The sequence below is a fragment of the Burkholderia sp. AU4i genome (assembly GCF_000466765.1).
GTDB classification, from domain to species: Bacteria; Pseudomonadota; Gammaproteobacteria; order Burkholderiales; family Burkholderiaceae; genus Burkholderia; species Burkholderia cepacia.
The window spans coordinates 22,955-41,229 of record NZ_ASSI01000040.1; the positions used below are offsets into that span (position 1 = coordinate 22,955).

At 67.5% G+C, this 18,275-nt stretch carries 17 protein-coding genes and 1 pseudogene; 9 read left to right on the forward strand and 9 right to left on the reverse strand.

What is annotated here, in order from left to right:
* Window positions 1–22 precede the first annotated feature (22 nt).
* Both L810_RS08100 and L810_RS08105 read right to left on the reverse strand, forming a co-directional pair.
* Window positions 23–445 (reverse strand): annotated as a pseudogene (locus L810_RS08100) (alpha/beta hydrolase fold domain-containing protein); the annotation flags it as partial.
* A gap of 236 nt (window positions 446–681) precedes the next feature.
* Complete coding sequence (locus L810_RS08105) at window positions 682–1,599, reverse strand: LysR family transcriptional regulator (RefSeq protein WP_021157877.1); 918 nt, start codon at window positions 1,597–1,599, stop codon at window positions 682–684.
* Between the two features lie 141 nt (window positions 1,600–1,740).
* Between L810_RS08105 and L810_RS08110 the strand changes: the two genes are divergently transcribed.
* The 3 genes from L810_RS08110 to L810_RS08120 all read left to right on the forward strand — a co-directional run bounded on the left by L810_RS08110 (window position 1,741) and on the right by L810_RS08120 (window position 4,484).
* Window positions 1,741–2,505, forward strand: coding sequence for an SDR family NAD(P)-dependent oxidoreductase (locus tag L810_RS08110; protein WP_021157878.1), 765 nt, complete (start codon window positions 1,741–1,743; stop codon window positions 2,503–2,505).
* 83 nt (window positions 2,506–2,588) lie between these two features.
* The gene (locus L810_RS08115) at window positions 2,589–3,296 is read left to right on the forward strand and encodes a pirin family protein (protein WP_021157879.1); all 708 of its coding nucleotides are present in this window, start codon (window positions 2,589–2,591) and stop codon (window positions 3,294–3,296) included.
* A 351-nt stretch (window positions 3,297–3,647) separates the two neighbouring features.
* Window positions 3,648–4,484, forward strand: a complete 837-nt coding sequence (locus L810_RS08120; RefSeq protein ID WP_021157880.1) for an alpha/beta fold hydrolase — start codon at window positions 3,648–3,650, stop codon at window positions 4,482–4,484.
* Between the two features lie 138 nt (window positions 4,485–4,622).
* On the opposite strand, the gene L810_RS08125 is transcribed toward L810_RS08120, so the two are convergent.
* Window positions 4,623–5,543 (reverse strand): LysR substrate-binding domain-containing protein, encoded by a 921-nt coding sequence (locus L810_RS08125; RefSeq protein ID WP_042973769.1) that lies wholly within the window; start codon window positions 5,541–5,543, stop codon window positions 4,623–4,625.
* A gap of 165 nt (window positions 5,544–5,708) precedes the next feature.
* On the opposite strand from L810_RS08125, the gene L810_RS08130 reads away from it, so the two are divergent.
* Both L810_RS08130 and L810_RS08135 read left to right on the forward strand, forming a co-directional pair.
* Complete coding sequence (locus L810_RS08130; RefSeq protein ID WP_021157882.1) at window positions 5,709–6,359, forward strand: LysE family translocator; 651 nt, start codon at window positions 5,709–5,711, stop codon at window positions 6,357–6,359.
* Window positions 6,360–6,415: 56 nt separating this feature from the next.
* A complete protein-coding gene (locus tag L810_RS08135) occupies window positions 6,416–6,790 on the forward strand; it encodes a gamma-glutamylcyclotransferase family protein (protein WP_021157883.1) in 375 nt (124 codons plus the stop codon).
* Between the two features lie 42 nt (window positions 6,791–6,832).
* Here the strand turns inward: L810_RS08135 and L810_RS08140 are convergent, their stop codons facing one another.
* Window positions 6,833–7,522, reverse strand: coding sequence for a DUF3142 domain-containing protein (locus tag L810_RS08140; protein WP_042973770.1), 690 nt, complete (start codon window positions 7,520–7,522; stop codon window positions 6,833–6,835).
* 52 nt (window positions 7,523–7,574) lie between these two features.
* Window positions 7,575–9,755, reverse strand: a complete 2,181-nt coding sequence (locus tag L810_RS08145; protein ID WP_021157884.1) for a hypothetical protein — start codon at window positions 9,753–9,755, stop codon at window positions 7,575–7,577.
* Window positions 9,756–10,052: 297 nt separating this feature from the next.
* Between L810_RS08145 and L810_RS08150 the strand changes: the two genes are divergently transcribed.
* Window positions 10,053–10,673, forward strand: coding sequence for a helix-turn-helix transcriptional regulator (locus L810_RS08150; RefSeq protein WP_230963131.1), 621 nt, complete (start codon window positions 10,053–10,055; stop codon window positions 10,671–10,673).
* Between the two features lie 45 nt (window positions 10,674–10,718).
* On the opposite strand, the gene L810_RS08155 is transcribed toward L810_RS08150, so the two are convergent.
* The 3 genes from L810_RS08155 to L810_RS08165 all read right to left on the reverse strand — a co-directional run bounded on the left by L810_RS08155 (window position 10,719) and on the right by L810_RS08165 (window position 13,718).
* On the reverse strand, window positions 10,719–12,131 hold the full coding sequence (locus L810_RS08155) for a hypothetical protein (protein WP_021157886.1): 1,413 nt from the start codon (window positions 12,129–12,131) through the stop codon (window positions 10,719–10,721).
* A 141-nt stretch (window positions 12,132–12,272) separates the two neighbouring features.
* Window positions 12,273–12,863, reverse strand: a complete 591-nt coding sequence (locus L810_RS08160; protein WP_081069960.1) for a GNAT family N-acetyltransferase — start codon at window positions 12,861–12,863, stop codon at window positions 12,273–12,275.
* A gap of 93 nt (window positions 12,864–12,956) precedes the next feature.
* Entirely contained in the window at window positions 12,957–13,718 is a 762-nt protein-coding gene (locus tag L810_RS08165) for a 2-keto-4-pentenoate hydratase (RefSeq protein WP_042973772.1), read from the reverse strand.
* A 365-nt stretch (window positions 13,719–14,083) separates the two neighbouring features.
* Here L810_RS08165 and L810_RS08170 point away from each other — a divergent pair, with 365 nt between their 5' ends.
* Window positions 14,084–14,557 carry a universal stress protein gene (locus tag L810_RS08170; RefSeq protein WP_021157889.1) on the forward strand — a complete coding sequence of 158 codons (474 nt, stop codon included), beginning with the start codon at window positions 14,084–14,086 and terminating at the stop codon, window positions 14,555–14,557.
* 15 nt (window positions 14,558–14,572) lie between these two features.
* A complete protein-coding gene (locus tag L810_RS08175; protein WP_021157890.1) occupies window positions 14,573–14,764 on the forward strand; it encodes a DUF2964 family protein in 192 nt (63 codons plus the stop codon).
* Between the two features lie 56 nt (window positions 14,765–14,820).
* Here the strand turns inward: L810_RS08175 and L810_RS08180 are convergent, their stop codons facing one another.
* Window positions 14,821–16,032 carry a tetratricopeptide repeat protein gene (locus tag L810_RS08180; protein ID WP_042973803.1) on the reverse strand — a complete coding sequence of 404 codons (1,212 nt, stop codon included), beginning with the start codon at window positions 16,030–16,032 and terminating at the stop codon, window positions 14,821–14,823.
* Window positions 16,033–16,505: 473 nt separating this feature from the next.
* Here L810_RS08180 and L810_RS08185 point away from each other — a divergent pair, with 473 nt between their 5' ends.
* A complete protein-coding gene (locus tag L810_RS08185; protein WP_021157892.1) occupies window positions 16,506–18,242 on the forward strand; it encodes a site-specific integrase in 1,737 nt (578 codons plus the stop codon).
* Window positions 18,243–18,275: the final 33 nt, after the last annotated feature.

Genomic DNA, 18,275 nt, shown 5'->3' on the forward strand with positions numbered 1-18,275 from the left:
TAAAAGCGTGAAAGGATGCGATTCATTGCAGACGCGTCTTCAGCGCAGTCGCCATCTGCTGCACGGCAGCGCGCGTCGGTGCGTCGGCAGCAAGCACGTTGAGCACGCCGAAGTCGTGGATCGTGCCTTTGTACCGGGTCGTCATCACGTCGTTGCCCGCCTGGTCGAGCCGATACCCAAATGCCTCGCCTTCGTCGCGCAGCACGTCGAACTGCGCCGACTGGATGAGCGCGGGCGGCAAGCCCTTCAATTCGTCGAGCGAGGCGCGCAGCGGCGACGCATAGCGTTCGTTGCGCTCGGCTTCGTCGATCGTGTAGGCATTCCAGAACCACTTCATCAAGTCGCGGCTCAGGAAGTAGCCATTGGCGAAGGCGTCGTACGAGGCATTGTCGAACGCGTGGTCGGCTACCGGCCACATGAGGCCCTGGCAGCGGAGTGCCGGGCCGGTGGCGCTGTTCAGCGCGTCGGGGAAGGCAACCGTCGCGGTATCGGGCGTGTTCGGTGTGACTTGCGTGTTCATCGTGATTCTCCTTTGCCTGGTCGAGTGGCTTTCGACGTGATGTCTTGCAGCCGGTGGAAAGGAGAATACGGATCGGACGTTATTGTCGAAATAGAATCGTTTGAAATCCATCATTGCATGAATGCAACGATGGACGCCGGCAGATCAACTGCGCCGATGGATCATTTCGGCCACCGCCATGTTGGCTCGGAAAGGTGCTCGGCAAAATAATCCGACAGCGCCGCGACTTTCGCGGGCCGCGCGCGCGCCGACGGCGTAACGAAATAAAGACCGCCCTTCGTCAGCGACCAGTCGGTCAGGATCGCCTCGAGGCGGCCATCGGCCAGGTATTCGCCCGCGATGAATTCAGGCAACTCGGCGATCGCCAGGCCATCGAGCAGCGTCGGCAGCAGCGCATCGGAATTGGTCACGCGCAGCGGGCCCGTCGGCATCACCGGTTCCTCTTCGCCTCGGTCGTTCGTGAAGCGCCATACAGCGCTACGCGCGCGGTACGCGTACGAGAGACAAGGACGATCCGCCAGTTCGCGCGGATGCGTGGGCCGTCCTTCACGCCTCAGATATTCGGGCGACGCCACCACGAATTGCGTCACTGCGCACAACCGCCGCGCGACCAGGGATGAATCCGGAAGCGCGGCGATACGCAGCGCGGCGTCGAACCCATCGGCGACCAGATCGACCGACGCATCCGACAGATGCAGGTCGATCGACACCTCCGGATAAGCGCGAAAAAAGCCCGGCAGCAGCGGCGCAACCCAGCGCAGCCCGTACGACATCGGCACGGCCAGACGCACCAGCCCGCGTGGCTGCACCGACATTTCGCGCGCCGAGCTTTCCGCTTCCTCGGCCTGGCGATAGATCTCGCCGGCTTTCTCGCTGATTGTCCGGCCGAACTCGGTGAGCGAGAGCTGGCGCGACGTGCGATTGAACAGCCGTGCACCCAACCGCTCTTCCAGGCGGGCGACACCGCGCGAGACCGTGGCGACCGACACTCCCGTCGCACGCGCGGCAGCCGCAAACGACCCGTGCTCGGCCACCTTCGCGAACATCGCCAGCCCCTCGAAATCAGGTAGTTGAGCCATTTCCCCTCATCATTTCATTTATGCAACGTTTGATTGCGATTAATTCTATTTCGAAAAGATCGGGCCGTCGATATTCTCCACACATCGCAGCACGCAACACCGAACGCAGTGACCCACTTACCAACCGCAAGGAGAATCACCATGGCACGCAAACTCGACAACAAGATCGCACTCGTCACCGGCGCAACCAGCGGTATCGGTCTCGCCACCGCTCAACGCTTCGCGGCGGAAGGCGCTCACGTCTATCTCACGGGCCGCCGCCAGGCCGAACTCGATGCCGCCGTGCAGGGTATTCGCGAAGCCGGCGGCAAGGCGACCGGCGTACGTTCGGATTCCACCAGGCTGGATGAGCTCGACGCGCTGTATGCGCAAATCAAGGAAGAACAGGGGCACCTCGACGTGCTGTTCGTGAACGCCGGCGGCGGCTCGATGCTGCCGCTCGGCAGCATCACCGAAGCGCACTACGACGACACCTTCGACCGAAACGTGAAGGGCGTGCTGTTCACGGTGCAAAAGGCGCTGCCGCTGCTTGCCGAGGGCGCATCGGTGATTCTCACCGGCTCGACGGCGGGTAGCGCAGGCACCGCGGCGTTCAGCGTGTATTCGGCTTCGAAAGCGGCGGTGCGTGCCTTTGCACGCAGCTGGATTCTCGACCTCAAGGAGCGCCGCGTCCGCGTGAACACGATCAGCCCGGGCGCGACTCGCACGCCCGGCCTGCTCGACCTCGCCGGTGACGACGCCGCGCAACGGCAAGGGCTTGCCGATTACCTGGCTTCCCTGATTCCGATGGGGCGCCTCGGTGAACCGGAAGAGATCGCCGGCGCGGCGCTGTTCCTGGCCTCGGATGACGCGAGCTTCGTGAACGGCATCGAATTGTTCGTCGACGGCGGCCAGCAGCAGATCTGAGCCTGGCTGAGCGCGCGGGGTGTGGTGGACGCGGTCTTCGACGATCGCGATCCACGCCCGGCGCACTGGAATCGAGCATCGTCATGATTGAACATCGGCCATTTCCTTCGCTTGACGCAATCCGGCGCGACGGCGTCGATGTCCGCCAACATTTCCGCGCGGGCGACGTCGGGCACGCCGACCATGCGCCGCTCGGTCCGCTCCATATGTGGAACGACATCGAATTCGCGCAGCACGCGGGACTCGGGCTTCGTGCTCACCGCGACGTCGAGATCGTCACGTGGGTACGTTCGGGGGCCATCACCCACGAAGACGATGCGGGCAATCGCGCGCGCCTGGTTGCCAACTGCGTCCACGTGATGAGTGCCGGCACGGCGATCCATCATGCCGAGCGCAACGAGGAAAACATACCCGCGCGGCAGTTCCAGATCTGGCTCCGTCCGCACACACCTGCCGGTACACCGCGCTGCGCGACGCGCGTCTGTTCGCCCGGATGTCGCGAGGGCCGATTCGTTACGCTGGCGAGCGGCGATCCGGAGGATGTCCGCGCCGGCGCGTTGCCCATTCACGCCGACGCACGTTTGCGTATCGCGACGCTGCGCGAAGGCACGGCAATGCAGCACGTTTTGCCGATGCCCGGTTCGGCTTACCTGGTTGCGGATCATGGGCGACTGGACGTAGGGCCGATCAGGCTGGCGCAACGCGATGGCATTGCCGTTCGCAATGAAACGCGGCTCGTGTTGAGGGCGCGAGACGACACCGATGTCGTGATTGTCGAGCTCTTACGCTAGGACAACGGCTCCATCAGGGCGTGCCGCAGCCCCATTCATTGCTGTTTCTGCATTCGGGAAAACGCGCCTGTGAGCGTCGGGTGGCTGTTTTGGGGTGAACTGCAGACGTTGATACTGACGTTGCCTGTGGCGGAGGTCGGCCGAACTGACTCAGCCGATCTGACGCCGTCTGTTTGGCCCATTCCAGCCTTATACAGTTGACGCAGCCCCATCGTTCGCCCTTCGTGGCAGCGCCCATGTTGACCCGATTGCCGACGCTCGCTTGCATCGTGGCGTCATCGTTTAACAATACTGTCCGATAATGGCTCCCGGCCAGAGTGCCATGTTCATCCACGTCACAGGAGCATCGCGATGCCATACGTCACAACGAAGGATCACGTCGAGATTTTCTACAAGGACTGGGGCCCGAAGGACGCGCAGCCCATCATGTTCCACCATGGCTGGCCGCTGTCGAGCGACGACTGGGATGCGCAGATGCTCTTCTTCGTCCAGAAGGGCTACCGCGTGATCGCGCACGACCGGCGCGGCCACGGCCGGTCGGCGCAGGTGTCGGACGGCCACGACATGGATCACTACGCGGCCGATGCGTTCGCGGTCGTCGAAGCGCTCGACCTGCGCAATGCGGTGCATATCGGCCACTCGACCGGCGGCGGCGAAGTGGCGCGCTACGTCGCGAAGCACGGCGAGCCGGCCGGCCGCGTCGCGAAGGCGGTGCTGGTCAGCGCGGTGCCGCCGCTGATGCTGAAAACCGATTCGAACCCCGAAGGCTTGCCGCTCGAGGTGTTCGACGGTTTCCGGAAGGCGCTCGCCGACAATCGCGCGCAGTTCTTCCTCGATGTCCCGAGCGGCCCGTTCTACGGGTTCAACCGCGAAGGTGCAACCGTGCATCAGGGCGTCATCCGGAACTGGTGGCGGCAGGGGATGGAAGGCAGCGCCAAAGCGCATTACGAAGGCATCAAGGCGTTTTCGGAAACGGACCAGACCGAAGACCTGAAGTCGATCTCCGTCCCGACGCTCGTGCTGCATGGCGAGGACGACCAGATCGTGCCGATCGCGGATGCCGCGCTGAAGTCGATCAAGCTGCTGAAGAACGGCACGCTGAAAACCTATCCGGGCTATTCGCACGGGATGCTGACGGTCAACGCGGACGTCCTCAACGCCGACCTGCTGGCTTTCGTGCAGGCGTAACGGTGACGCTCGGCGCAGGCCCGCTTCGGCGGGCTGCGTCGTTTTTGGACGGCTGGCGGCATCCGGTAACCGTGGCCGGTAGCGCCCGTCAGCCCCGTCGCGCCGTCGCCCAGGCGGCCGGTTCGCCGGCCGCAGGGTTCAGCCCGGCCCGTTGAAGCGGATGCCCGGAAACGTCAGGCGCGGCATCCGGCCTTCCAGGAACGCGAGGAGTTCGCGCACCTGCGCGGCTTTGCCGGAGTCGTCCGGCCAGACGAGGTAGTAGGCGTCGCCGGTATTGACGGCCGTCTTGAACGGCAGCACGAGTTGCTTCTCGTCGATTGCCGTCGCGCACAGCGCGAGATCGCCGATCGAGATGCCGTGGCCGGCGATGGCCGCCGCGATGCCTTGTTCGAGCATGTCGAACACCTGCCCGCGCGTGATGTCCACGTCCAGGTCGTGGCCGCTGCCCTTGAGCCAGCGGCGCCAGTCGCGCCGGTCGGGCGACGGGTGGATCAGCTCGCACGCCGCCGGATTCGTGCGTGCGACCGTCGCGGTTGCACGCGAGCACACCGGAATCAGCCATTCGTCGAACAGCTTCACGCACTGCGTGGCCTCGCCGAACTTGCCCGTGCCGAGCAGGATCGCGCAATCGTAGGATTCGCTGAAGAAATCGACGGTGTCGACATCCATCCACACGCTCGCGATCTGCACCTCGAATGCGGGCCGCGTGTCGCGAAAGGCGGCCAGCGCGTCGAGCAGCCAGCGCATCGTGAGCGTGGACGGCGCCTTGAGCCGCAGCACGTCGCGTTGCGACTGGAACAGCATGCAGGCTTCCTCGATCTGCCGGAAGCCGCGCCGCAGGCCCGACGCGAAAATCTGCGCTTCCGCCGTGACGGTCATCCTGGGCCCGCGCCGGACGAACAGTTTCCGGCCGAAGTAGGCCTCGAGCGTCCTGACGTGCTTGCTCACCGCGCTCTGCGTGAGGCTCAGTTCCTCGGCGGCAAGCGTAAACGAGCCGGTGCGCGCGGCGCTTTCGAATGCGCGCAACGCGTAGACAGGGGGGAGCGGTTTGGCCTTCACGGGGCTTGAATATGAATAAAACTCATGTCATTCGACAGGATTTTCCGTTTTTCAGCAGCGGACCGGGCACGCGATACTGCAAAAAACCGTGCAATCCGCCGCGCTGAATCCCGATGATGCCATCGTAGCGCGCACGCGCGTCGATCCATCCAACAACTTTTTGTCATGGCACTCCATTACCCGCTGCTGTTCGCCTATCTCGCCGCGATCGTGCTGCTCATCGCGACGCCCGGCCCCGTCGTCATGCTCGTGGTCGGCACCGTCGCGCGGCGCGGGTTCCACCAGGGCATGCTGACCGCGGTGGGCGCGAATGCCGCGAGCCTCGTGATGATCGCGGGGGCGATGCTGATGGTGTTCGGCGTCGTGCTCGTCAGCGATCGCCTGCTCACGGGGTTGCACGTGGCGGGTTGCGTCTTCATCGCGGTGCTGGCCGTCCGGACGCTGCTCGGCGAATGGCGCGCCGGCCGTACGCGCGACGCCAACGGTGCCGCGCCAGGCGAACCGGCGTCGCAAGCGTGGCGCTTGCCGGGGGTGGTGCGTGGTTTTCTCGTCGGCATCGCGAACCCGAAGGACCTGCTGTTCTTCGTCGCGTTCTTTCCGCAGTTCGTCGGCATCACGCCGGATTCCCGCGTGAGCTTGGCCATCCTGGCCGTGCTGTGGATCGCGGTCGATTTCACGATCATGGCCGGCTACATGGCCGCGATCAACCATCCGCTGATTCACCGCAAGCAACGATGGATCACGGCCTCGTCGGCGGGCGCGCTGCTCGTGATTGCGCTTGCCGGGCTCGGCGGCGCGATCGCGGGTGGTGCGTAAGCCAGCGGATGATCTGCGTGACGTTTCGTTTATCCTGTTTTTTGTCGAGTTCAATCATGTCCAGCGCCGCCCCGACTTTCTCCGAGCACCTCTTTTCCTATGGCACGCTGCAACTCGAACCGGTGCAGCTCGCCACCTTCGGCCGCAGGCTCGACGGTCGCGAGGATGCGATGCCCGGTTACGCGATGACGATGCTGAAGATCGACGATCCGGAAGTGGTCGCGACGAGCGGGAAGACGCATCATCCGGTGGTGGCTTATACCGGCCGACCGGGCGACCGCGTCACGGGCACCGTGTTCGCGATCACGCGCGAGGAACTGCAGCACGCGGACGACTACGAAGTCGACGCGTATCGCCGCGATCGCGTGTTGCTGGAATCGGGCGTCAGCGCGTGGGTGTACGTGGATGCGGGCTCGCCGCGCCCGGAATGAATCCGGGGCACGGGAACGATCGACGTCGTCGCGTGTTTCCCGCTACCCGTTGCGCAGGAACACGACATAACCGCGGAACCACGGGTTTGCCGCGAGGTAGGGCGGCGCGTCCCATTCGCCGCCCTGGATGATGCCGATGCGAAACGGCAACTGCAGCCGCGCGACGCGCGGCAGGTAGTCCGCATAGTCGGGGATCGTGCGGCGGCCCTGGTAGGTCTGCACGACGACTTCGTCGACGATCCCCCTGAGCTGGTTGACCTGGTCGGTATCGATGCGGCTGCTCCAGTCGAGCAGCCCCGTGATGCTCAGCCGGCAATCGGCGGGCAGCGTCTCGCGCAGCGTCCGCAGGAATTCGAGGTAGTCCTGCAGGTGGCGCGTGCGTGCATCGAAGTCGATCTGGATACCGGTGATGGTGCGACCCGACGCGCGCCAGCGTTCGAGTTGCGCGAGTATGATCTGCGTGACGCGCGGCGTCCAGCGCAGCGTATGCGCACGATAGACGAGCCACACGCGCGCATGCGGCGCGGGTGGCAGCGCGACGCCCTGCGCGATCACGCGTACTTGCGACTCGTCGCGCGGGGAGGCCTCGATCTGCCCTTGCAGCACGTAGACGGCGCGGGCGCCGCGCACGACCGCCTGCGGCTTCACGCCAGCCCACAGCCAGAACGTGTCGTACTGTGCGGCATCGACGGTGCCGGCCAGCGCGACGCGTCCGGCCAGCAGCAGCGCCATACACGTGACATACGCGACAATCGCGACATTCGCGACACGCTTCACGCGGCGCTTACCAGTAGTAGCGGAGTTTCTGCGCCCACAGGCTGCCCGCGTAGCTGGCCTTCAGCGTATCGAACCAGCGCTTGCGCACGTTCTTCGGCACGTCCTTGCCGCCGCATTCGTTGGAGCCTGCCGGCGCATAGCACCTGATCGCGCGGTAGTACGCATACGCGCGGTCGGTCGGGTTCGCCTGTGTATCGGCCATCACCGTCACGTAGCTCGACATCCGCTCGTACGGCTTGCCCGCGAACTGCGACGGCGCCGCGCCGAGCGTCGGCGGCACGCGCGCGGCGGTCGCCGACGACGCATTGCGCATCCACGGAGGCACCGCATCGCCTTCGAGGTTGGCCGTGAGCGGGTTGACGCGCACGAAATCGGCGAGGCAGTTCAACCCTTTCGCGTCGGCCGGATTCTGCTGGAGCGTCGCCGCGATGTCGCGCGCGGACGGGCACGTGTAGCCGTCTTCGTTTTTCGCGCCGGGCGCGACGAACGGCTTCAACGGATCGGCAGGCGTGCCGGACACCAGCGCGGCGTCGGCGATGAACTCGGCGTAGTGCGAACGCGTGAGTTCCTTGTACAACAGCGTGTACAGCGCGGTGTCGCGCAGCGCGCTGCCGGCCGCGGGGTTTTGTGCCTGCGCGCGCAGCAGGTCCGCATTGGCGGCGCGCCGCAGCAGAACGGCGCGGATCGCGGCGTTCTGCACGGGCGAATCGTCGGCGAACGCATCGTTGACGAGCCCGGCCTGTTCCAGGTTGATCGCGAGCGCGAGTTCCAGCGCCTCGCGCTGGAAGCGGAATTTCGCGAGCGGGATCAGGTCGCGCCACAGCTGGCGCGCCTTGTCGGCCTGGCCGCTATCCTCCAGCGCGAACCCGCGCAGCGCCTGCTGGCTCAGGCCGAAGTAGTCGAGCGGCTCGGCGGGCGCCTGCGGCAGCAAGGCGAGCGCGGCGTCCGGCTTGTGGCCGATCTGGACATACCAGGTCGCGAGCAGGTAGTCGTAGAGCGCGGGCGCGTTCGCGAAGCGCGGCTTCTGCGCCTGCAGTTCGTCCAGGGTCAGCGGCTTGCTGCGGCTCGAATCGCTGTTGTCCGACGTGCGCATGCGCAGCAGGTCGACGGTCGCGAGCACGGTCGGCGACTGGATCTGGCGCGCGTCGAATTCCGAGCCGAACAGCAGCTTGCTGTCGAGTTCGTTCGCCAGCTGGATCAGCGGCACGTTCGACGTCGTCGGCGACCAGCGCGCGAGCGCGTGGCCGTACAGGTCGGCCTGCTGCGTGACGTTGCCGCCGAGCCATGCGACCCGCCGCAACAGCCCGTTCGCGGAGGTCGCGTAGCGTCCCTGCGGATAGATCTTCAGGTAGGTGCGAAACACCGTATTCGCGGCGTCGAGCGACACCTTCGTCACGCGGCCGAGCGACGGCGTCGGGTTGTCGTTGTCGAACACGTTGGCCTGCGCGGCGTTCAGCTGCGCGCGCCCGGCCATGTAGAGCCCGGTTTCCTTCAGCCACGGGTTCGCGCTGTGCGACGCGTTCGCGAAGGCCCGGGTCGCGGTGAGGAAATCGGCGCGGTAGAACGCGTTCGTGCCGTCGAGGTACGCGGCGAACTGCTGGCCGAGCGGCGACTTGACCGGCGGTTTCGTCCACGCGGCGCTCGCGCCGCCGGCGTTGCAGGTCTTCTGCGCGATGTCGGCGCGGGCCGCGCGCAGGCGTGCGGCTTCGTCGGCGGGGAGGCCGCCGGCACCGCCCAGTGCGTCGTTGAACGCGTCGGCGCCCGAGTTCATGCTGCGGCAGATGCTGCCTTCGCCGTCGGCGTAGCGGTTCGACGACGCGTCGCTATCCGCCGCGTTGCCGGCCTTGGCGGTCGTGTCAGGCTCCTTCTGCCCGATGTCGATCCACCCGGAGAAGTCCATCGGAAACGGCACGATGATCTGGTTGATCCGGTCTTTCGCGGGGATCGTCTTCGGGTCCGGAAACGCCTGCGCGACCTTGGCGCTGTCGACCATCATCAGCATCGCGTTGATGCGCGTGTCGTTCGCGGGGCTCAGCATCGGCACGTTGGCGCACGAGTAGGCGGTCTGCCGGAGCGTGGTCGGCGCGTAGCAGCCATCGTCGCCGCTGGCATGGGCAGCCGGAATGCAGAACAGGCCGGCCGCCAGCGCGGCGAACAGGTGTCGGTACAGAAATGGGTTTCTGGGCATTTTTTTCTTGTGCCGGGTGTGGGGCCGCAGCGGCCGGGTCTCTCAGGTGAGGCGTTTTGCCCCGGCGCGTATCGTACCGCACCCGCGGCCCCGGCCGCGAGCGCGCGCAGGCGGGCCGGCGAAATGGAAGTCCACTCAGTGTGGACGCATCGCCACCTTGAATCCGGACCGCCTGAATTAAGATGCAGCCGGCAGCGACGGACCTTCGACGACAGACGTCGGTCGGCGTCCTCGCTGCCGGACAGGGGCGGTCTGCCGAGGGCGCTGTTCGCATCGATCCGCACGATGGAGCCGATCATGACGGAGGGCGAACGGATGCCGGTTTTCGTGCCCAGGTACCTGCTGCCGAGCCATGCGGCGCAGGCACACGGGCAGACGCTGACGAGCGGCGTCGGGCGGCTGCTCGGCGACCACATGCTGTCGCTGTTCCGCAATCTGCCGAATCTGCGCACGCACGAGATCCCGAGCATCGTCCAGTCGATGCTGCTGCTGCTCGCCGCGGCCGTCGCCCCGACTGCACAGGCGCTGCACGACGCACGCGGCCCGATCGACGGGGCGCTGGCCGAGCGGGTCCGCCGCTACATCGGCGTGTCGAGAGCGCGGCTCTACCAGCTGTTCAAGGAAGACGGCGGCGTGATGCGGCAGATCACGCGGCGGCGGCTGCGTCACGCGTACCACGTGCTCGGCGACCCGCAGCGCCGGCATCAGCGCATCGCGGAAATCGCGTGGGCGCACGGTTTTCCCGACGAGAAGTATTTCCACCGGCTGTTCAAGGCGGAGTTCGGCCATACGCCGAAGGAAACGCTCGAATGCGCGGCCGCGCCGATTCTGCTGCCGTGCGATGCGGCCGGCGATCGATGGGGGGATGGCGGGCGGCTGGCAGGATGGACGCTGCCGTTCGGTGTGCTCACCAACTGAGCGGGCCGCGCGTTCCGGACGCCGCGCGGCGGCTCGTTTCGTGCGTCACGCGTACACGCTGCTGGCCGCGCCGCCTTCATCGACCTCGTCGATCGCGGCCCGCAAGTCGTCGATCGCCACCATCAGCTCGCGCACCTGCCGCAACGACGGGTACTGGTGCAACACCGCATGCCATTGCGGCATCGTCAGCAGTGCCTGCCAGACGACGCCGAGGCCGTCAGGGGTGGTATGCGGCTGTTGCGCGAGCGCGCTCGCGTACTCGAGGCTGGCTTGCGCCGACAGCAACTGCATCCGGCTCGCGGCGCCCAGCAGGCGCGGCGTCGCGTCCGCGGACGCATCGCAGCAATAGAGTACTTCCCGTTGCAGCGCGGCGTCGTCGGTCGTCAGCGCCCGCAGCGACGCGCCGTGCACGCGCACCGTGCCCTGGTGCGTCTCGAACGAATAGATCGTGTCCGGGTCGGCCTGCGCGAGCAGGGTCAGGCCGCGCAGCAGCCGCGGCAGATCGGTCGTCGCGGCATCCGCGGACGCTTTCGCTTCGACGAGGAAGCGCACGTTCCACGCGGGCGCCGGGTCATCGCCGCGAGGGCGTTCGAGCAGGATCGCGTCCCATTCGGTTTTCGCGCGATCGTGCCGGCCCGGTATCGACGACGGCACGCGCATCGACGTCACCACCCGGTACGTGCGGCGTGCGTCGACGGCGTCGAGCCTGCGGGCCAGCGCGTCGAGCGCCTGCGCGGCCAGCGCTTCGACGGCTGCGCCGCGCTGCTGCGATGCGACGCCCTGTGCAACGGCGACCGAGCTGCCTTCGAGCGGGCCCTGGCGGACCCACAGCGCACGGTAGCGGCGCACGTGCTCGTCCGATGCCAGGGCGTCGACACGCAGCAGGCGTTCGAGCGCGGGGCTGTCTTTCAGCTTGACGATGTCCTGTTCGAAGGCCGGGTCGGTCTTCATGTCGGGCAGTGCGAGCAGGTGCCGCAGCGTGTCGTGCAGATCGGCCCACGACGCGCCGGTGGCGGCCGCATGCAGCCGCGCGAGCCCGTCGCGTTGCCACGGCCGGGCGCTGCGCTCGAGCTTGGCGGGGTGCGCGATCGCGTTGACGGCCGAATGCAGCGCGCGACGGTCCTGCTCCGCGTGTGCCGACAACGACGCGTATTCGCGCACGCTCGGCGCATCGTGCCGCAGCACCGCGGCCTGAAACGCGGGATCGCCGGAATGTGTATCCATCGCATCGCGGATCATCTGCGCGAGGGCGTCGATGAAGCGCTGCCGCAGCGCTGCGTCGGATGTGTGCCCGTCGCTTCGCATCCTGCGCGCTTCCTCGATCACGATCGCGAGCGTGGCGGCCGGGTTCGCGGCGTCGGCCGGCGACGACGCGCTGTCGAGCGGCGGCAGCCGGTAGCGGCGCACGACGGTGCGCAGGGTTTCGTCGAGCAGGGCGGGAAGCGGTGTCAGCGACATGTTTGATATCGGCGTGAAAGCGGTGCGCATGCCAACGGGTAGGGCGCGGTGCGCGCGGGGATGTGCAACGTTATCACGGTGTGGCCGAAAGAGCGGATGGCAGGGCAGGCGCACCGGCGCGGAACGCGAGCGCTCGCGGTGTCAGTCCCGCGCGATGTCTTTCGTCAGCGTCTCGATGGTCAGGGTGTGGTCGCGCGGTGTGCCCACACCCGCGTCGAACGGGTAGCTCGTCCGTTCCCCGGTTCGCGTATAGCCGCGGCGCAAGTAGAAGTCGATCAGTTCGCTGCGCGCCGACAAGACGACCATGACGGCCTTTCCGATCTGCCAGCGCCGGCAGGCGAATTGTTCGGCTTCGTTCAGCAACGCCTTGCCGAGCCCGCGATCCTGCACCGACGGCGAAACCGCGAGCGTGCCGATATAGGCGACGTTTCCGTCTTTCCTGACTTCGATACAGCCGGCGATCTGCTCGTCCACGTCGGCGACCAGCAGTACGGAATTCGGGGCGTGCAGCGTATCGACGAGCTGTGACGACACAATTCGCGGACCGTCGACGAGCGCCGCTTCGTGCGTCCATCCGGCTGCAGCCGCTGTTGGGCGGTATGCTGAATTGATCAGTTGAACGAGTGCGTCGACATCGTGCAGGTTCGCCGTCCGGTAGCGAGCGGTGTCTTTGATCGGGCCCGTCGTTTCACCCATCGGAGTCACTCCGTGTGAGTTGCTGCGGTTTGTCATGGCAGTCACGTCGTCCAGGGATGGTTGAACGGCCGGACGGCGGCGATTGGCGACCGGGGCCGGCCGGTCAGCCGGGCCCGCGCGCCGCGTGCATCAGGCCGTCAGCGTCACTGACAAACTGCCGAGCTCGCCGAAGCGAACCGTCAGCGCATCGCCGAGCGGCACGTCGATCGCGCCCGCGTACGATCCGGTCGTCACGATCTGCCCGGCGCGCACCGGGTCGCCGCGCGATGCGAGGAAGTTGACGAGCCACACCAGCGGCTTCAGCGGATCGCCGTCCGGATGGCGGCCGTCGATCGTACGGTTCAGCGCGCCTTCGAACGACAGCGCCAGCGTCTCGAGCGGCACGTTCAGCCCGTCGGGCACGACCGGGCCGACGCACAGCCCCTGGTTGAATTGCCCGTCGGCCAGCAGCTCGAACTTCGACGCGCGCGCGGGCTCCGCATAGCGGCAGCCGAGCACCTCGAGCACGATGCGCACCTCGCGGATCGCGTCGCGCACGTCCTGTTCGTCGTACGGCTGTTCGCGCGCGGGCAGGTCGCGATCGAGCACGAACGCGATTTCCGGTTCGATCCGCACGATCGGGCCGCCGACGACGCGGTACGGCGCATCGGCCTCGCGGATCGTCGACGCGAAGATCGGTGCGAGGATCACGCGGTCGGGCGGCGGCAGCGCGCATTTCCATCCGCCGACGGGTTCGCCGAGCAGGTCGGCCACGCGCTGCTGGATCGCGAGCGCGGTGTCGATGTCGTCGGGGCGCAGTGCATCGGGCAGCAGCGGGCCGGGCGAGCCGGCATGGCGGGCGGCGACGAGATGCTGGGCGGCGCCGTCCACGCGTTCGGTAGTCGTTGTCATGTCGGTTGAGCGAGTTGAAAGTGGGCCGGCAAATAAGGGCCGGACGAAAGTCGCACATCCGATGATAGCGCCTTCGGCATGGTGACCGCTCGATTCCGGTGCGCGCGGGCGGCGCGCGGCCGCCGCGGGCTCGGCGGATTCCGTCGCGCGCCGGCGGGTTCGACAGGCACGCGTATCGCGCGCCGCATACGCGAAGACGCACAAGGGTGCGGGCTCCGGCGCGTGTGCCGTGCCCTGCGTCGGCCGGTCGCAGCCGGCATGGGCGCTCGCTTGATCGCCGTCAACATTCGAACCCGCCGTCCGCCGATGATGGTGACAGGCCGCGCGCACCCAGCCGCGCGGCAATTCACCCCAGCGAGGTTTGCATGTACAAGAAGATCATGGTGGCCGTCGATGGCAGCGCTTCGTCGAAACTGGCGCTTGCCGAGGCCGTAAAGGTCGCGCTGGCAGGCGACGCGCACGTCAGTGCCGTGTATGTGGTCGACAAGTCGGTGCTGTTCACTTACGCGGGCCGTTTCGATCCGCACGCGCTCGTCGAGGAAATGCGTGACGACGGGCGCAAGGTGCTGCGTGAAGCCGAACAGGTCATCGCGCTCGCCGGTGCGAAAGGCGAGGCCGAACTCGTCGAGACGGAGAGCATCGGCGAGGACATCTCGGAACGCCTGCAGCGCTACGTGAAGGAAGGCGGGATCGATCTCGCGGTGGTCGGCACGCACGGGCGGCGCGGCATCCGGCGCGTGCTGCTCGGCAGCGTCGCCGAGCGCTTCGTGCGCGGCTCGAAGTGCCCGGTGCTGCTGATTCGCGGCGACGATGCCGACGTAGCGGCTGCGGCCGCGTAATCCGGAGGGGGCACAATGATACGCCGCCAATCCCGGATCGTCGTTGCGGCGATCGCCGTGTTCGTCTCGCTCGTGGGGATGATGGCCGTCGTGACTGGGCTATTGTTCGACAACGCGATGGCGCTGCGCGGCGGCGCGGTCGCGCTGGTCGTCGGCGTGGCCGGCTTCGTCGTGATGCTCAATCCGGGCGCGAAAGGCGAGGAGTGACGACGCGTTACGCGGCGTCGCTCCCTGAAATCACGGCGCGCGGCGCGTGCGTGCGGTTACGTACTGCTTGTACCGCTCGTACCGCTCGTACCGCTCGTACCGGGCGACGCCGCGCCGTCCGGGCTCGCCCCCACGTTCAGCCGCTTCAGTGTTTCTTTCAGGTCCGCGTTGTCCGGTTGAATCTTCCGCGCCTGCGCGAACGCATCGCGCGCGTCATCCGCGCGGCCCAGCTTCCACAGTGCTTCGCCCTTGTGCGTCAGCCCGATCGCATGGGCTTCGCGCACGTCCTTGTCCGCGTCGCCTTCCTTCGCGAGGATCGCGATCGACCGGTCGAACCACGTCAGCGCTTCGTCGTCGCGACCGAGGCGATGGAGCGCCCAGCCCTTGCTGTCGAGCGCATACGGGTCATCGGGTGACTGCGCGAGGCGCGCATCGATCATCGCCATCGCACGATCGATCTTCAGGCCGGCGTTGACGAGGTCGTAGCCGATGCCGTTCAACAGGTCGCCCGAGAAATTGCCTGCGTCGAGCGCGGTGTCGATGCGGCCTTCGTCCCGCTCGGCAATCGCCAGCGCGATCATCTTGGCCGCGATCTGCTCCCGGAGTGCCCGGCCGAGGTGCCGGCCGTCGGCGACCAGGCTGCCGAGATACTGCGTGTAGAGATCGGGCGTGCCCGGATCGCCGGCATGGTTGGCGATGTCCGTGCCGGGCCCCGCACACCAGTCGGTGTCCGCCGGCGCGCGCAATACCGTGCGACGCAACCTGAGCTTGCGGTCCACGTTCGACTGCACGAAGACGGTGTAGCCGTTGGCATCGATGCGCCCGCAGACGAGGTATTCCCCCGTCACGTCGAGTACGTACGGGTAATGGCCGTAGGGCCGCCCGGTATCTTCGTCGATCACCTGAAACGTCCCGCCGCTGTCGCCTTCGCCCACGACAGGCTGAAGCGCCCATTGGCTCTCGGGGTACCGCGCGGGCAGGCGGATCCGCACGGTGCGTCCGGCGGCATCGGTCGTGCCGAACACGACGCTGTCGCCGCCTGCCTGATGGGGCGGCAGCCCCGCGATCGCGTGTCCGGGCAGCAGCAACCGGTATCGCACATTCGGCAGCGGCCGGTGCGTGACGGGGTCGCGCAGCACGAACCGATGCACATAAGGCCCGTTGCCGAACGACGCTGTCGGCGGGACATAGGTGCGCGCGTGGGCAGCGGGCAGCACGGCGCAGCTCAAGGCCGCGGCAGCGAGCGCGGCGAGAAGTCGGAATGTCATGGAATTGGTGTGCTTGTCGGTATGGATCTTGTTGTTCGACGGCCGGAAATCGACATGCGTTGACGCTGTTGCGAAACCGTCGGCGGCCTGCGGCGGATCGTAGGGGCGCTCGGCGCAATTCAGTGCGGAACCCGCGCGCCGCAGCGTCATGCAAGGAAGCGGCGGACGAATGGCGTGCGAATGCAGTGCGCAGCATAGCAGGCGTGTACCAAGCGCTCGTTTCCCGTTTGGTTTCGGTGTCGCACGCGGATCGACGATATCGCGACTCGTATCGGGGCGTGACATGTCGATCCGCACGGCAGTCGATTCCACAGCGATGAAACGGGTGAAACGACCGCAATTCGATCGATCCTCGCATTCGTTCGGGCTACGCGTCACCGCTGCGATCTTTCCTGCGCGCCTCGGCGCCTGCCGCCCCCGGAACGCCGTGCGCGACGTATCCGGCCGCGCGCGCTTCTGTCAAACTGGCGCCCATGAAACCGCGCCTCGCCTCACCGCCTTCCTCCGATTCCGCGCCTGCGCCCGCAGGTTATCCCGACGCCGACGAACTGGCCGCGCTGCGCGCATGGTACGCGGGCATGACCGTGCGCCAGGCCGTCGAACGCTACCTGCCCGATCGTCTCGGCGAAGGGCGCTCGGCGCGCGGCGTGATCGGCGGGATTCGCCGCCGCCTCGTGCGCGTCGCGCGACAGGCCGGCCGGCCCGATCTCGCTGAGCGTCTCGGTCATCCCGACGGTGAGCGTATTCGGGAGGCGAAGGCGGCCGCCGAAGCGATCGGACTGCTGCGTCATGCGCGCGCGCCGGTCCCGCAGATCAGCGACGACGTCGGCCTGTGGCTGCCCGCGCGTGCGGTCGCCGCGCTGCGGGCGCACGGGATCGCGACGCTCGCCGATCTCACGGTGCGGATTCCGCGCCGGCGCCAGTGGTGGCGTGCGATCGCGGGCCTCGGCGTGGCCGGTGCGCGGCACATCGAGGCGTTTTTCGCCGCGCATCCGGACCTGACCGAACGTGCGCGCGCGCTGATCGCGGCGACGCCGCGCGGCAGCATCGTGCCGTGGGAGCAGTTGAAGCTGCCGCACGAGGTCGACGGCTCGGCCGGCACGTTCCGCGCGCCGCGCGCGACCAGCACGCTCGATGCGGACAACGATTACGCGGCCGTGCACGCGTGGCTGTCGTTGCACGAATCGGCCGCGACGCGGCGTGCGTACCGGAAGGAGGCCGAGCGGCTGATCCTGTGGGCGATCGTCGAGCGCGGCCGCGCGCTGTCGTCCCTGACGACCGAGGACGCGGTCGCGTATCGCGCATTCGTGCGGCGCCCGAGCCCGCACGAACGCTGGGTCGGGCCCGTGCGGCCGCGCGGCGCGCCCGACTGGCGGCCGTTCTCGGGCGCGCTGTCCGCGCGTTCGGCGGCGTACACGCTGTCGGTGCTCGGCGCGCTGTTTCGCTGGCTGATCGAACAGCGCTACCTGCTGGCGAATCCGTTCGCGGGCGTCAAGGTGCGCGACACGCGCGGCGCGAACGCACTCGACACGTCGCACGCGTTCACCGAAGGCGAATGGCTGCTCGTGCGCACGATCGCCGACGGGCTCGAGTTCCGCACCGGCACGGCGGCCGGTGCGCCGCAGTCGGGCTGGACGCCGGCCGCCGCGCAACGGCTGCGCTTCATTCTCGATTTCGGATATGCGACCGGGCTGCGCGCGAGCGAGCTGGTCGGCGCGACGCTCGGCGGCATCGAGACGGATGCGCACGGCGACGCGTGGCTGAAGGTGGTCGGCAAGGGCGGCAAGGCCGCGCGCGTCGCGCTGCCGCCGCTCGCGCGCACGGCGCTCGACCGTTACCTGGTCGCCCGCCGGCTGCCGGTCACGCCGGTGCGCTGGCGGCCCGATACGCCGCTGATCGCGAGCCTCGCGGAAGACGGCGCGGCCGCGATCACGAGCGTGCGGCTGTGGAAGGTGATGCAGCGTTTCTTCACGCAGACGGCCGATCAGGTCGAGGCCGACAACCCCGCGCTCGCGCAGAAGCTGCGGCAGGCGAGCCCGCACTGGATGCGTCATACGCATGCGACGCATGCGTTGGCGCGCGGCGCGGAGCTGACGACCGTGCGCGACAACCTGCGGCATGCGTCGATCTCGACGACGTCGATCTACCTGCACGGCGACGACGTGAAGCGGGCGCGGCAGATGTCGAGCGCGTTTGCGGCAGACAAGTAACGACGTCGCGCCGATCCGGCAGGGCCCGCGTGC

Excerpts from the sequence above, each read along its gene's own strand:
- L810_RS08105 (WP_021157877.1), bottom strand. The coding sequence starts at position 1,599 with ATGGCTCAACTACCTGATTTCGAGGGGCTGGCGATGTTCGCGAAGGTG.
- L810_RS08110 (WP_021157878.1), top strand. The coding sequence starts at position 1,741 with ATGGCACGCAAACTCGACAACAAGATCGCACTCGTCACCGGCGCAACC.
- L810_RS08115 (WP_021157879.1), top strand. The coding sequence starts at position 2,589 with ATGATTGAACATCGGCCATTTCCTTCGCTTGACGCAATCCGGCGCGAC.
- L810_RS08120 (WP_021157880.1), top strand. The coding sequence starts at position 3,648 with ATGCCATACGTCACAACGAAGGATCACGTCGAGATTTTCTACAAGGAC.
- L810_RS08130 (WP_021157882.1), top strand. The coding sequence starts at position 5,709 with ATGGCACTCCATTACCCGCTGCTGTTCGCCTATCTCGCCGCGATCGTG.
- L810_RS08135 (WP_021157883.1), top strand. The coding sequence starts at position 6,416 with ATGTCCAGCGCCGCCCCGACTTTCTCCGAGCACCTCTTTTCCTATGGC.
- L810_RS08140 (WP_042973770.1), bottom strand. The coding sequence starts at position 7,522 with ATGGCGCTGCTGCTGGCCGGACGCGTCGCGCTGGCCGGCACCGTCGAT.
- L810_RS08145 (WP_021157884.1), bottom strand. The coding sequence starts at position 9,755 with ATGCCCAGAAACCCATTTCTGTACCGACACCTGTTCGCCGCGCTGGCG.
- L810_RS08150 (WP_230963131.1), top strand. The coding sequence starts at position 10,053 with ATGACGGAGGGCGAACGGATGCCGGTTTTCGTGCCCAGGTACCTGCTG.
- L810_RS08155 (WP_021157886.1), bottom strand. The coding sequence starts at position 12,131 with ATGTCGCTGACACCGCTTCCCGCCCTGCTCGACGAAACCCTGCGCACC.
- L810_RS08160 (WP_081069960.1), bottom strand. The coding sequence starts at position 12,863 with ATGACAAACCGCAGCAACTCACACGGAGTGACTCCGATGGGTGAAACG.
- L810_RS08165 (WP_042973772.1), bottom strand. The coding sequence starts at position 13,718 with ATGACAACGACTACCGAACGCGTGGACGGCGCCGCCCAGCATCTCGTC.
- L810_RS08170 (WP_021157889.1), top strand. The coding sequence starts at position 14,084 with ATGTACAAGAAGATCATGGTGGCCGTCGATGGCAGCGCTTCGTCGAAA.
- L810_RS08175 (WP_021157890.1), top strand. The coding sequence starts at position 14,573 with ATGATACGCCGCCAATCCCGGATCGTCGTTGCGGCGATCGCCGTGTTC.
- L810_RS08180 (WP_042973803.1), bottom strand. The coding sequence starts at position 16,032 with ATGACATTCCGACTTCTCGCCGCGCTCGCTGCCGCGGCCTTGAGCTGC.
- L810_RS08185 (WP_021157892.1), top strand. The coding sequence starts at position 16,506 with ATGAAACCGCGCCTCGCCTCACCGCCTTCCTCCGATTCCGCGCCTGCG.